General features: G+C 47.9%; 12 protein-coding genes. All 12 read right to left on the minus strand.

The window, feature by feature from the left end; genetic code table 11:
- Positions 1 to 8: 8 nt before the first annotated feature.
- Complete coding sequence (gene fabZ, locus QP794_RS08320; RefSeq protein WP_024632705.1) at positions 9 to 440, minus strand: 3-hydroxyacyl-ACP dehydratase FabZ; 432 nt, start codon at positions 438 to 440, stop codon at positions 9 to 11.
- A gap of 483 nt (positions 441 to 923) precedes the next feature.
- The gene (locus QP794_RS08325; RefSeq protein ID WP_285075802.1) at positions 924 to 1,148 is read right to left on the minus strand and encodes a DNA-directed RNA polymerase subunit beta; all 225 of its coding nucleotides are present in this window, start codon (positions 1,146 to 1,148) and stop codon (positions 924 to 926) included.
- Positions 1,149 to 1,160: 12 nt separating this feature from the next.
- Positions 1,161 to 2,000, minus strand: coding sequence for a flagellar hook-basal body protein (locus tag QP794_RS08330; protein WP_024632707.1), 840 nt, complete (start codon positions 1,998 to 2,000; stop codon positions 1,161 to 1,163).
- A gap of 593 nt (positions 2,001 to 2,593) precedes the next feature.
- On the minus strand, positions 2,594 to 3,478 hold the full coding sequence (locus QP794_RS08335) for a flagellar hook-basal body protein (RefSeq protein ID WP_285075803.1): 885 nt from the start codon (positions 3,476 to 3,478) through the stop codon (positions 2,594 to 2,596).
- Between the two features lie 102 nt (positions 3,479 to 3,580).
- On the minus strand, positions 3,581 to 4,579 hold the full coding sequence (gene mreB, locus QP794_RS08340) for a rod shape-determining protein (protein ID WP_024632709.1): 999 nt from the start codon (positions 4,577 to 4,579) through the stop codon (positions 3,581 to 3,583).
- A gap of 219 nt (positions 4,580 to 4,798) precedes the next feature.
- The gene (gene spoIIID / locus QP794_RS08345; RefSeq protein ID WP_024632710.1) at positions 4,799 to 5,086 is read right to left on the minus strand and encodes a sporulation transcriptional regulator SpoIIID; all 288 of its coding nucleotides are present in this window, start codon (positions 5,084 to 5,086) and stop codon (positions 4,799 to 4,801) included.
- Positions 5,087 to 5,257: 171 nt separating this feature from the next.
- Complete coding sequence (locus QP794_RS08350; protein WP_024632711.1) at positions 5,258 to 5,995, minus strand: M23 family metallopeptidase; 738 nt, start codon at positions 5,993 to 5,995, stop codon at positions 5,258 to 5,260.
- Between the two features lie 906 nt (positions 5,996 to 6,901).
- The gene (gene spoIID, locus QP794_RS08355; RefSeq protein WP_285075805.1) at positions 6,902 to 8,248 is read right to left on the minus strand and encodes a stage II sporulation protein D; all 1,347 of its coding nucleotides are present in this window, start codon (positions 8,246 to 8,248) and stop codon (positions 6,902 to 6,904) included.
- Between the two features lie 459 nt (positions 8,249 to 8,707).
- Complete coding sequence (murA, locus tag QP794_RS08360; RefSeq protein WP_024632713.1) at positions 8,708 to 10,054, minus strand: UDP-N-acetylglucosamine 1-carboxyvinyltransferase; 1,347 nt, start codon at positions 10,052 to 10,054, stop codon at positions 8,708 to 8,710.
- Between the two features lie 520 nt (positions 10,055 to 10,574).
- Positions 10,575 to 10,832 carry a DUF1146 family protein gene (locus tag QP794_RS08365; protein ID WP_024632714.1) on the minus strand — a complete coding sequence of 86 codons (258 nt, stop codon included), beginning with the start codon at positions 10,830 to 10,832 and terminating at the stop codon, positions 10,575 to 10,577.
- Positions 10,833 to 11,435: 603 nt separating this feature from the next.
- The gene (locus QP794_RS08370) at positions 11,436 to 11,840 is read right to left on the minus strand and encodes a F0F1 ATP synthase subunit epsilon (RefSeq protein WP_079350329.1); all 405 of its coding nucleotides are present in this window, start codon (positions 11,838 to 11,840) and stop codon (positions 11,436 to 11,438) included.
- A 59-nt stretch (positions 11,841 to 11,899) separates the two neighbouring features.
- The gene (gene atpD / locus QP794_RS08375; RefSeq protein ID WP_024632716.1) at positions 11,900 to 13,303 is read right to left on the minus strand and encodes a F0F1 ATP synthase subunit beta; all 1,404 of its coding nucleotides are present in this window, start codon (positions 13,301 to 13,303) and stop codon (positions 11,900 to 11,902) included.
- Positions 13,304 to 13,356: the final 53 nt, after the last annotated feature.

A 13,356-nucleotide genomic window follows, 5' to 3' on the forward strand; every position in this document is an offset into this window, starting at 1 on the left:
TACAATCATTAGCTTGGGTCAGACAGTGCGAACATGATCTCGCCTTCAGCTACCACTTTGTCGCCCACTCTGGCTGTAGCTTTGCCTTTACCAATGGAACCTTTAAGACGCGTAATTTCCACTTCCAGCATCAACGTATCTCCAGGCACAACTTGTCCACGGAAACGGAAATTATCCAGTCCCGCCAAAAAGCCGATTTTGCCTTTGTTGCCTTCCAGATTAAGAATGGCTACTGCACCAACTTGTGCCAGTGCTTCTGTAATCAACACACCCGGCATAACCGGATACTCTGGAAAATGACCAATGAAGAAAGGTTCGTTAATGGTTACATTTTTTAATCCAACGGCACGTTTGCCATCCTCTAACTCTACAATCTTGTCCACCAGCAAAAATGGGGGACGGTGCGGAATAATTTCTTGAATTTGTTTGATGTCGAGCACAGTGTAATCTCCTCTCAGGGTCATTTATATGAAGTTCTCCATCATGGATTGACGTTAAGCGCAATAGCGGTCGTTACGGTTACGGATCGTTCTTTCGATCGCTGTTGTCCCCGAATTTTCTGATACATTTTAGAGTGGTCTAAAATTCGGTGACAAAGGCGAGCGCTTCGCTTCTTCTGAACGATTCCGTTCCCTCCACTTACTTTAGTGCGGAAGTCGTCAACCCCAACATGATCAAGTCGATGCTCATATAAATGTGGTTTTCATTTAATTGTGTATGAAAAGCATATTTTCAGTTAACACTAGTTATATCCTTCATGACTGCAGTAGTGAAGGTTAAGATAAGGGGTCTCTCTTCGCGATGACGAAAGTCTTTCGCAGGGGAGGCCTCTTTTGCCGTGAAACGTCATCCATCATTATACTGTTTTCAACGCCAAAAAGAAAACTCCTGCCTGCGCAGGAGTTTTCGCATATATCGTTCATCTACGGAGCGAACACCAAATCATATACATGTACCCATGTACTCCACTGCAATACGGAACCGATATCCTGTTTGCCCAGTACCACGTAGCCAGCCACCAATCCGCCAGCGAGGGCAAGAACAAGCAAGACCGGAACCAGAAACCATCTTGCGATGCGCCATCCACTCTTCTTCTTCTTGACTTTCGTCTTATCCGGCTTGCTGTTCTGCTGCTGTGTATCTGTCATCACATTCACCTTTTATGCTCTCATATTGTTGGCAAGACCCGCCATGGAATCACTGGATGTCAGCGCACGTGCCGCCAGTTGGTAAGTTCGCTGTCCTTGCATCAGCAAAGCCATCTCCTGGGTCAAGTCCACGTTGGATTGTTCAATGTAGCCTGCACGAATCATAGCTGTCGCTTCACGTGTAGCAGCATTGGCTCCAAATACATCATTTTCAGTTAGACCGGCATCGAGACCAAACAAGTTATCTGCATACTGCACAAGCCCTTCCGGACGCTCGATATCTACGAGTTGCAGTTGGGCACCAATCGTTGCATTGGCTTCATTGCCACGACGGATCAACAGATTGCCTTTTTCATCAAAAGCAACCTTGCTGTTATTCGGTGCCGTAATGCGATTACCTTGACGATCCAATGCAAAATGGCCTTCCCCGTTGACCAATACCATCATGTCTGGTGCATTGGGATTCGTTTTGGGTCTTGTATCAGGGACAAAATGGAATGCGCCTTGACGCGTCCACATTTTCTCACCATTTGCTTCAACGGCAAACATCGCATTGCCTTCAATCGCCAGATCGGTAGGATTTCCTGTCTCATTGAGCGTACCCTGAGTCATATCCTTTGTCACATCCGCTAAACGTACGCCAAACCCGAGATTATATCCCATTGGGGTTGAGCGTCCATCCAGCTTGTACTTATCCGGTTGCTGCTGCACTCGGGTCAGTACATCCTCGAAGGCTGCTTGCTTACTCTTATAGCCTGCCGTATTCACGTTGGCAATATTATCGGAAATGACATCCAGACGCTGCTGTATTCCGGTCATGGAGACCATTGCACTAATCATGGAATTATTCATTCGGTGGTTACCCTCCCTGTTTTCACCCTCCCAAACCCTCCCTGGTAGGGAGGGCCCCAGATGGCGCTGCCCTCTGGACTCCCGAAACAGGCGGAGTAGGTAAGTAAGGTACGATCTTGCTAAGTGACGGTGGTATGTGTGCGCCGCGACTGCCCAGGAACGATTCACGCCATGGTTTCCTATGGCTGAATCGTTCCTGGGCACGCTCTTTATGCGACGGGTAGCTCCGCGTGGTCTCTCCTTGCTTTGCTTCGCAAAGGACTGTCGAGACCGTCGCTACGCTAAGGGTACTGCTGCGCAATCCTCGCATAGGCTCGGCTGCGTTCAGGCTTTGCGCTCCGCGTGGTCTCTCCTTGCTTTGCTTCGCAAAGGACTGTCGAGACCGTCGCTGCGCTGAGGGTACTGCTGCGCAATCCTCGCATAGGCTCGGCTGCGTTTAGGCTTTGCGCTCCGCGGGTCTCTCCTTGCTTTGCTTCGCAAAGGGCTGTCGAGACCGTCGCTGCGCTTGGATTACCGCTTCGCGTGAGCCTCTCTGCTTTGCTGCGCAAAGGGCGTTTGGCTCTCCGCTACGCGGTTATATTGGTATGTTGGCGTTATACACGCCCAACTTCATTAACGGCTTTATCCAGACTGCGGTCGTAGAATTGTACGACCTTCTGGTTCGCTTCATACGCACGGAACGCAGCGTTCATATCCACAGTTGCCTGTGATGCATCCACATTGGAACCTTCCAGGTAGCCCTGACGGATCTGCACATTATCACCTGCAGCCAGCATACGAGCCGTTGCTCCATTCTGATCATTCAGGCTGAAATTGCCATCACCTTGACGTACCAATTGGTTCGGTTGATCGATGACGCTGATTCCCAATGTAACTCCTGTGGGGACACCCGTCTCTGCATTGACAAGACGACCTTGCTCATCCACTTTAAATTGGTCTACTGAACCTGTCAACACAACGGGTTGTCCATTATTATCCAACACCTGTGATCCCGTTGAGCTGAGCAGCTGTCCTGTTCCTGTAACCTCGAAGTGACCATCACGTGTATATCTTGTGTTGCCTTCTGCATCCTGTACTGTAAAATACGCTTGAGGCTGGTAGGTTACCGTACCATCAGCCCGTACAAATTTGCCTGAACCGTCAAACGAGACAGGTTGCCCTGTCTGTGGATCATTTACGGCCAGATTGGACGAAATGGAAAAATCACTCTTTTGCCCAGTCTCCATAATGGCTCCCTGCAAATTCATGGACAAACTTTCTTCCGCGAACACACCCGTGTTCAGCTTGCCCAGCCGCTTCGTCGGAAGATTGGCATCTCCGCCTACCAACGTAATGAGCATTTCCGGAAAAGAACGGCTTACGCTGTTCACTTGTTTATATCCCGTTGTGTTCATATTTACGATATTCTGCGTTGCGGTGTCATGGCGGCGTTGCTGCGTAATCATTCCCGCCGTAGCGGTGTACAGACCTCTTAACATGTATTAACCCCTCTCCTCAAGCGCTTGTCCTGCATAACAGGATAACTGCTTGTCCGTTCTTCTCCCGAGCATGGGCGAACCTTTGCTTTTTATATCGGCAGATTAGAACTTTTTCTTAACCACCTGATCCAAATTATTCAACATAATGCCTGTACCTTTGACGACACAATGCATCGGATCCTCTGCAACCCATACCGGTACATGCAATTCATTGGACAACAGTTCATCCAATCCGTTCAGCAAAGCACCCCCGCCTGTCAACACGACACCTCGGTCAATAATATCTGCCGACAATTCCGGCGGTGTCCGCTCCAATACCGACTTGGCTGCAACGATGATGGATTGCACGGAATCCCATAGCGCTTCCTGCACTTCATTTCCCGACACCGTTACGGTAACAGGCAACCCGGATACCATATCCCGTCCGCGAATGTCCATCTCCGTCTGACGTCCACCCGGATGTACGGAACCAATCGCAATTTTGAGATCCTCGGCTGTACGTTCACCGATCATGAGCTTGTATTTGGCTTTGATAAACTTGGTAATCGCTTCGTCGAACTTGTCCCCTGCGACTTTAATAGAAGAGGCGGTGACTACGTCGCCCATAGACAGGACTGCAACGTCAGTCGTTCCGCCGCCGATATCCACGACCATATTGCCGCTCGGCTGAAAAATATCCATTCCCGCACCGATCGCTGCCGCTTTCGGCTCTTCTTCCAGAAATACTTCTTTGGCACCGCTGCGCTCAGCAGCTTCACGGATAGCCTTCTGCTCCACGGAAGTAATGTTGGTTGGTGCACAAATCAAAATACGCGGGCGGCTGTGCCAGCTTCTTGCTCCCACACGATTAATGAAATGTCTAAGCATTGCTTCCGTAATTTCGAAGTCCGCAATAACACCGTCACGCAGCGGTCTAATGGCAACAATGTTACCTGGAGTACGCCCCACCATACGACGCGCTTCTTCCCCAACAGCAAGGACCCGCTTCGTATCGCTTTCAATGGTCACGACGGAAGGTTCATCGAGGACAACCCCACTTCCTTTCACGTGAATAAGCACGTTCGCCGTGCCAAGATCAATACCGATATCCTTGCTAAACATAAAAGAGCCCCCAAAGTGATATTATTTGGTCAGCGTATCCTGTGAAAAAGAGTCCCTTATCACGTCACCGCTCGTTCGACAAAGTGCAACATATATATGTAAAAATCGGGCTGATAAGATGTCATAATTCGATCCTGTACCAGCTTTTAACATATCATACTTCAGGGGAGGGATTCAATGCATGTGTGAGCTTTTTGGCCTACGTCTTTTCACAGGTCCTTACGATTTAGCCGAAGCCAGCACCTCGCGTTTTTTACCGCTTGTTTTTTTGTATTTAATTTTGGTCGCTTCACCGCCCCGCAAATGACGGATGGACTTGTGATACTCCAGAATGTGTTTCACCTGGTCAGCAAGATCAGGGTTAATTTCCGGCAGACGCTCCGTCAGATCCTTATGCACAGTACTCTTTGACACGCCGAATTCCTTGGCAATGGTACGGACCGTATTCCTCGTCTCAACAATGCAGCGACCAATTTTTATGGTCCGTTCCTTGATGTAATCGTGCACGCTCCCGCCTCCCTACTGTGTGGATAGTTTGGTACATTATATGAGGAGCATGCCTATATATTCGCGGTTTAAAGGTGTGACAAGCTTCGAAGGTCCCATTATTTTCTGAAAAGCACAAAAAGAGCAGAGGAGAATTCCCTCTGCCCGTCATGTTGCTGCGATAAAAATCATTTATTTTTCCGGGAGATATCCTTGCGGGTTAACCGGTTGTCCGTCTTCGTAAACTTCAAAGTGAAGGTGGTTGCCCAGCGTTTTTTCCAGTTCATTAACGCCAGCCGATGCAATTGCATCTCCTTGCTTCACTTCATCATCCTGTTTTACTTTGACGTCAGCCAAGCTTTGGTATACGGTTTTGAGGTTATCACTGTGTGTGATTTCCACAACTTGACCTGTCAGCGGATTTTGTTCGACCCGGGTCACTTTTCCGCCGAGTGCTGCTTTGACTTCAAACGTTTTGTTATCCCCGCGTGCCAGATCTACACCCGTGTTCGGAATAAATGTGTCATTGTACTGCACCATCGCTGCTTCATGTTCCTCCGTAGACGCTTCGTTGTCATAGAAAGGTTTAACTACCGAAACTTCTGAAGGAACCGCTACCGGCCATACAAAATTCTCCGACTTTGCAACAACTTCCACACTTTCCTGCTCTCCGTTTACCGCTGTTCCTTCTGTACCCGATGCGCCTGTTTCTACTACCCCACTCGTAGGATCCGAGTTCAGCGTTTTTTCGCCTGTGCCCTGATAGACCCACACTAAGGTTAGTATAATGCCTGCTGCTGCGATGTAGGCTGCCGGGAAGACCCAACGTTTGGACATTGCTCTTCTCCATGAAGAGGGCTGGCTAGCCGGTACTCCTTGAGTTGTTTTAGGAGTTTCTTCTTGGACTGTTTTTTTGTTTTGTTCATTCATCATGATCACCTCAGTAACAAGTGTTACCGGGTGCAACTCTTTTATACACGCGCGACTCTAATTATTTTCACAAAGCTTTCAAAGAGTGCTATATATGCGGGAATGTGCTCAGTGTGTGCGCCGCTTTGGGCCAGAAAACCTTTCGACCGGCTGTTACTCCCTGATTTCTTCTATCACCTTCTTCAAAGGGGAAATCCGGTAGTAAAGGCGGACACTTCGTTTCTACAGGCCTTTTCTGTCCCCTCCGCTCTCCATACGCTCGACACTCTCCGCATATATAGCCGAGTCTTGAAGGCTCCGGAAAGGGCGCGGTAGAGAAAACCTGGATTGGCTGTAATGGCCAATCCTTCTATGAAATGAGTTGGTAAAATCAATTTAACGTGATTATAGGTAGGTTGAGATTAGCTATATAGGCGATATAAGACGTCTGAGACCGTGAGAGTGTTTCCGGTAGAGTAGCCAGAAGCGAAAGAGCAGGGAGGCAGAGGCCGCTCTAATGGTTATTTCTATCGCACAACAATTCGGGAGCTATATACTGCAGGAAAACTTCCTAACAACACTGTGCATTTTATTGACAAAAGAACACTATTCCGGTAAATAACATTTCATCATGCCCTTTTACTGAAAACATCTAACGAACCTGATCAGCCCTATTGCTGCATTTCACATCCGTTGGGTCATATAACGAATCTCAGAAACGTTATTCTCTGGATTACTGGGATATTTCGGTATAATTGCGGCTTTTCTGCGGAATTAGCTTCTCTGAGATTCGTTAGAATTTCTATCGTTCAACATAAGGCCTAATAAGATGACTGAGATTCGTTAGCCTTCCAACGGGATGATGGAGAGCCTACATAGATCACTGTTCACCTGCTGCTTATCTCCTTATCCATTCGTTTCAGTTTCCTACTTCGATGCCAGCATCTTGGATGCCTGTCCGAAGGAGATACCGGTGTAGTAGTGTTTGAGAATCTGGGTCGCGGTGTGACCCTCCTGTGCCATGCCGTTGGCTCCCCACTGGCTCATACCAACCCCGTGACCGTATCCATAGGTTGTAAGCTGAACCTCATCCCCGTCTGTCTTCCAACTGAACTGGCTGGATCTCAGCCCAAGCAGCTTTCGAACCTCTGGGCCGCTAAACGTTTTTCCTGCAATCTGTATCTCCTTAATCCGATGGCCCTTTGTAGTAGATAATACATCCATCCATGAGCCACTCTGCTGAGCTGTAACCGGGATGGAGCTCGCCCCGAGATTCAACTTCTGGAGAATCTCACTGCGCTTCATTGTGATCGTTTCTTCAAAGCCTGGAGCCAGGTTTTTATCCCACGGACTACTTACACTTTGCAGGTAAGGTACAGGGTTGCCCCATACATCCTCTGCATTTTCCGTATATCCATTACTTGTGGAGAAAAAGGAAGCGGTAATCGCCTTGCCCTGATATGTCATGACGGCATCCTTGCTTTCACGAACAGCCTGCTGCAGCTTCTCCCATTCCTTCGCTTTCCCCAGGCGCGTCCAGTCCGCTTTTACTTGTTCTGGTGGTATAAACACCTGATGACTCACCGTATCCGTCACATCGGCTTCTCCTGAAGGTACACCGCTTGTATCGTTTGCCGCCAGCCTTCTTACGATAAATGTCCTGGCTGCAATGGCCTGCGCCTTTAGAGCTTCCAATCTGAACTCAGCTGGCATCTCGGCAGCGACCACTCCCGTAACATAATCTTCAAGTGGCAGGTTCATCGTCGTACCGGTTGCAGACAGGTACACCCTCACCTTAGGTTCTGGGTAGGTTACGGGCACCGCTGGCGAAGGTGCTGGAGTCGTTATACTGCCTGTACCAGGTGGGACAGGGATCGGTTTAACAGGATCATTCGCTCGCGGCCAGACCAGAATAGCGGGGATCAGCAACGCGAGAGCCAGTACTGCAGAAACAGCCGCTGCCGGCTGCCAGCGAGTGTTGTTCATGCCCCATCTGCGGCCTCGGCCAAACGTACGCATTCGGCGGCGCTTCACACGACGAAACTGGTCCAATTCAATGACGGGCATGTGTACCCGCATTGCAGCTTGCCCGGCTGACTCCTGTTTCGGCCCAGGCCGTCTAGGAGATGTTCGTATCGTTTCTTCTGGGACAGTTCTGATGTTCGTTGAAGCAAGCTTGTCTTTTTCCACACCGAAACCAGCATTCTCTTCAGGTTCCTTCACTTGTGGACGAGGGACAAGAGGTACCTTAACCTGCACACGGGCTTCTTTCATTTTAATATAACCCTCCGTTGTCCATGGCCGGTCAAAGCGCCGGTCCTTTTGTTCAAATCCATAGTTTAGGGTATGAGCCTGCCCGATCTGATAGAACCTGATTTAAGAGAAACGAAGGCATACTATATGTGGTTACTTCCAACTTACTTATGTTATGTATTATTCAAAAACGTTGAGCTGTCGCGGTATTCCGTTACATAGGGCAGGTCCTCTCCCTCCAAAAGCATGCTCTTTCATTCTGTTCAGAATTGGTACAGAATATGATGTTATGCTATATAAGTTAGGACCAGCTATTAATAGAATCAGGTACTGATTCAGTGGATCGTAGAACATAAAAAAAGCCAAGCCAGATGGCTTAGCTTTTGATTTTAAATTCGTTGACGGGAGATGCTCTCGTAACCACAATTCACAGTGAGGTGTGATTGATCCTACGCAGAGCGACCATCATCCTAGTGGACGTTAAGCCCAGGTCGGTTGTACTTTGAACATCGGTACTTCTTCCCCGACTTTTTCGTTCGATGCTTTAACTGCATCCAGCTTAGGCTCTTCCACCGAAATACGATAAATGTCGGCTCCGAGTCCGTTAAGCTTCTCAGCGAGATGGACGTAGCCACGGTCGATGTGATGAACACCGCCTACTTCTGTTGTACCTTCAGCAACAAGACCCGCAATAATGAGTGCGGCACCCGCACGCAAATCGGTAGCTGTTACTTTGGCACCCTTCAGCTTGGCATTGCCCGTGATGATGGATGAACGTCCTTCAACTTTGATCTCCGCATTCATCAACTGGAATTCATCCACATGCATGAAGCGATTCTCAAAAACAGTCTCTGTCACAACACTGGTTCCCTCAGAGGCAAGCAAGAGTGCCATCATCTGGGATTGCATATCGGTAGGGAAGCCTGGGTATGGTAATGTTTTCACATCCACAGCCTTGAGCGGACGATCCGCAATAACGCGAACGCCATTCTCGTCAGGATGAATTGTTACACCCATCTCTTCCATCTTCGCAATAACAGAACCCAAATGGTCTGAAATCGCACCTTCGATATACACATCGCCACCGGAGATTGCAGCAGCAGCCATGTAGGTACCGGCTTCAACCCGATCCGGAATTACCGTGTGCTTCACACCAGACAGTTTCTCCACACCTTCGATGCGGATGACTCCTGTTCCGGCACCCCGCACTTTGGCACCCATTCCGTTCAGGAAATTGGCTAGATCCACAATCTCTGGCTCTTTTGCCGCGTTCTCCAGAACAGTTACGCCTTCAGCCAATGTTGCAGCCATCATAATATTTTGAGTGGCACCAACGGAAGCCACATCCAGATAAATTTTCGCGCCACGCAACCGTCCTTGGCTGCGAGCTTCTATATAGCCTTGGCCCAAGCTGATCTCAGCGCCCATGGCTTCAAAACCTTTCAAATGCTGATCAATTGGCCGTGTACCGATGGCACATCCACCAGGAAGTGAAATTCTTGTATGACCCATACGCGTCAACAATGGCCCCATGACCAGAAAAGACGCCCGCATTTTACTTACCCATTCATACGGTGCCTCACAGGAAGTAAGTTTCTCCGCATTTACGGTAATCACTTCGTCCCGGTATGTAACACCCGCTCCCAGCGATTCCAACACCTTGTTAATCGTCATCACATCGTCTAGAGGAGGAGCGTCAATAATAACGCTTTGTCCTTCTTCCCCTAAGAGAGAGGCAGCGATGATCGGAAGAACAGAATTTTTAGCGCCGCTAACTTTGACACTTCCGGTCAACCTTTTGCCACCGCGGACGATAAATTTGCTCATCATGGTTCCCTCCGCGCTTTTATTCCCTTTTCTTCATTCCGGAATACGTGAGCCCTTCTGTAATAGAAAAGACTGTTGCTGTGTGTGGAATTTCGACATAACCTGGCAAATAATGCCCTTGATGTCTATTCAGAAAAGAATTGGTTTATGATCCATATCGATGATACCACGTGCATTGCATGATGCCTTCCGACTTGTAAATGTAATGCCTACAGGCCAGCAAGCATCTGAACAGACAGATTGGGATGATTATTAGCCGGATTCAACCGGATATCCCGTTTATAACCACAAAATAAGTGAACAATTGTGAATTCCCTAACTTCCATCATAACATTGTTGAATTGTACGATACAAGCATTTTTACATAAAACATCTCAAATTCATCCAATTACACGTCACACTTTTTACTTAATTTCTTTTGCCGACAACTCATACTCTAATTGTTAACACAATTAATCGATGTTATTCGACATTGAACTGCTTGAAGAACCTAACAGATGATTAACCAACCATCTCGACATTAAAACAAATTGCGCAACATTTGTGTCCATGACAAATAGTCAATGACAAAACCTGAAACAGCGTGCCCCAGTATAATGGCCAACAATAGGTGTAACAGTCTTCCCTGTGCTCCTCGTGGCTGCCTGATAATTAAATCCAGCTTGAGATTCTGCAAAGCCCACCACGCCAACGCTATACATAAAAGAGAGACGATAATTGAGACTAAGCCATTCGTACTTAATGTCTGGTTCAACTGATTCGTCAGGTCAGTATCCATATATTCATTACCTCCACATTTGTTGCAGCGATCAGCATAATTATGCCTGACATTCATAACTTGTTAGAACAATGGAATGACTTGAACACAACATACTGAGTTTACTGTCGGACTTACTCCTGTTATTCAGGAAATCTGGATGCCCAATCACGGAGCAGCAACTACTTGGCTGTGAATGACTATGGAATTCATCAACGCAGCTTCCTGCATCTGCTGACTCTATGGAATATAGGCTCTTTCATCATACATTGTCAATTACATTGATTTCCACTTAGATCATATTTTAAATTCAAAATGCCGGGATTTTGTGACTAAAACGACATAAAAGAGCGTTATTTCGATATCGATCCTGTCATTTCCTCGGAAATAATTTGGAATTTCGTCGTTAAAAATGGTTCCAACAGTGATCATTATCGCCACGACTTTAGTCCTACATTCTATTCAACTGCCCATAAACGGTGAATACAATTAACTTTATTTACCGTTAAATTTCGTGCTTCAGCTGAAGATTTCATCCATATATTTTACTGTAACTGGAAAAGATGACGCTCTGAAAACTCAAAAAAGCCCGGCAGACTAAGCCGCCAGGCTCCAATGAACAGTCTATTTGCCGTATACGTTGATCCGGTTAACCGCTTTTTGCAGAGCAATCTCTGCCCGGCGGTGATCAAAATGGTCCTGATTGCTTTGGCTACCAAGACGGCGTTCTGCCCGCTCTTTCGCCGCACGCGCACGGTCCACATCGATATGTTCCGGGAATTCGGCACTTTCTGCGAGGACAACAACCTTATCCTTACGGACTTCGATAAAACCGCCGCCAATAGCGACGCGTTTATTCTCTTTTCCGTTTTTGATATAGATTGGTGCGATTTGCAAAGGTGTAACCATAGGGATATGACCTGGCAGAATGCCCAGCTCCCCTTCAATGCCACGAGCTGTGATACTATCCACTTGTTCTGAATATACCAGACGCTCAGGCGTTACAATTTCCAACAAAAAGGTGCTCAATTCCATCCCTCCTGAAACTATCCGATAGCTCGCTTCATAAGGACAATCTTGGATTCAGATTATACCAGTGTTTTAGCTTTCTCCACTGCCTCTTCAATCGTACCCACGAAGAGGAAAGCTGCTTCCGGAAGATCGTCGTGCTTGCCTTCGAGAATTTCTTTAAAGCTGCGCACCGTTTCTTTAACCGGAACGTATTTACCCGGAATACCGTTAAATGCTTCAGCAACGTGGAAAGGCTGGGACAAGAAACGTTGAATCTTACGAGCACGGTAAACGAGCGCTCTGTCTTCCTCACTCAGCTCGTCCATACCCAGAATCGCAATAATGTCTTGCAATTCATTGTAACGAGCCAAGATGCGTTTAACGCCTTGAGCTACGTTGTAATGTTCTTCGCCTACAACTTCAGGGGACAAGATCCGGGAGCTGGATGCCAGCGGATCTACCGCAGGGTAGATACCCATCTCGGAAATTTTACGTTCCAGGTTCGTCGTTGCATCCAAGTGGGCAAACGTCGTTGCTGGAGCCGGGTCAGTATAGTCATCCGCAGGCACGTAGATGGCCTGGATGGACGTTACAGAACCTTTTTTAGTCGAAGTGATCCGTTCTTGCAGTTGACCCATTTCCGTTGCCAGCGTTGGTTGGTAACCTACCGCGGAAGGCATACGTCCGAGCAAGGCAGATACTTCTGAACCTGCTTGGGTGAAACGGAAGATGTTATCGATAAAGAGCAACACGTCACGGCCTTCTTCATCACGGAAGTATTCCGCCATGGTCAGACCTGTGAGGGCTACACGAAGACGTGCGCCTGGAGGCTCGTTCATTTGTCCGAAGACCATTGCTGTTTTGTTGATAACGCCGGAATCACTCATCTCGTGATACAAGTCATTACCTTCACGTGTACGCTCCCCAACACCTGCGAATACAGAGATACCACCGTGCTCTTGTGCGATGTTGTTGATCAACTCCTGAATCGTTACGGTTTTACCTACGCCGGCACCACCGAAGAGACCGATTTTACCACCTTTGGCGTAAGGAGCCAGCAAGTCGATAACTTTGATTCCTGTCTCCAGCATTTCAGCCTGGGTAGTCAGTTCATCAAATGCAGGAGCCGAGCGGTGAATCGGATTTTTATGTGCAGCAGCTACAGTGCCGCCAGTATCAATAGCTTCGCCGAGTACGTTAAATACACGACCCAGTGTCGCTTCCCCGACTGGTACAGAGATTGGAGCTCCTGTATCTACGGCTTCCATACCACGAACGAGTCCATCCGTGGAGGACATCGCGATACAACGTACCCGGTTGTCACCCAGATGCTTTGAAGCTTCGAGTGTAAGATTCACACTTACGCCGCTTTCGCTTACTGTAGTGATCGTAATGGCATTGAGGATTTCCGGCAGACCGCCGCGATCAAACTCGACGTCAACAACCGGACCCATGATGCTCACAACGCGTCCTTTGTTCATCTTAACGTTCCCCTCCTACAAGCCTGCTAGTTTTGCAGAAATAATGTTCCGTT

This window comes from Paenibacillus sp. UMB7766-LJ446 (assembly GCF_030226665.1).
GTDB lineage: Bacteria > Bacillota > Bacilli > Paenibacillales > Paenibacillaceae > Paenibacillus > Paenibacillus vandeheii.

Bases quoted from the DNA above. Each gene is read 5' to 3' on its own strand.
- QP794_RS08325 (WP_285075802.1), bottom strand. From the start codon at position 1,148: ATGACAGATACACAGCAGCAGAACAGCAAGCCGGATAAGACGAAAGTC.
- QP794_RS08330 (WP_024632707.1), bottom strand. From the start codon at position 2,000: ATGAATAATTCCATGATTAGTGCAATGGTCTCCATGACCGGAATACAG.
- QP794_RS08335 (WP_285075803.1), bottom strand. From the start codon at position 3,478: ATGTTAAGAGGTCTGTACACCGCTACGGCGGGAATGATTACGCAGCAA.
- mreB (WP_024632709.1), bottom strand. From the start codon at position 4,579: ATGTTTAGCAAGGATATCGGTATTGATCTTGGCACGGCGAACGTGCTT.
- QP794_RS08350 (WP_024632711.1), bottom strand. From the start codon at position 5,995: ATGAATGAACAAAACAAAAAAACAGTCCAAGAAGAAACTCCTAAAACA.
- spoIID (WP_285075805.1), bottom strand. From the start codon at position 8,248: ATGAAAGAAGCCCGTGTGCAGGTTAAGGTACCTCTTGTCCCTCGTCCA.
- murA (WP_024632713.1), bottom strand. From the start codon at position 10,054: ATGAGCAAATTTATCGTCCGCGGTGGCAAAAGGTTGACCGGAAGTGTC.
- QP794_RS08365 (WP_024632714.1), bottom strand. From the start codon at position 10,832: ATGGATACTGACCTGACGAATCAGTTGAACCAGACATTAAGTACGAAT.
- atpD (WP_024632716.1), bottom strand. From the start codon at position 13,303: ATGAACAAAGGACGCGTTGTGAGCATCATGGGTCCGGTTGTTGACGTC.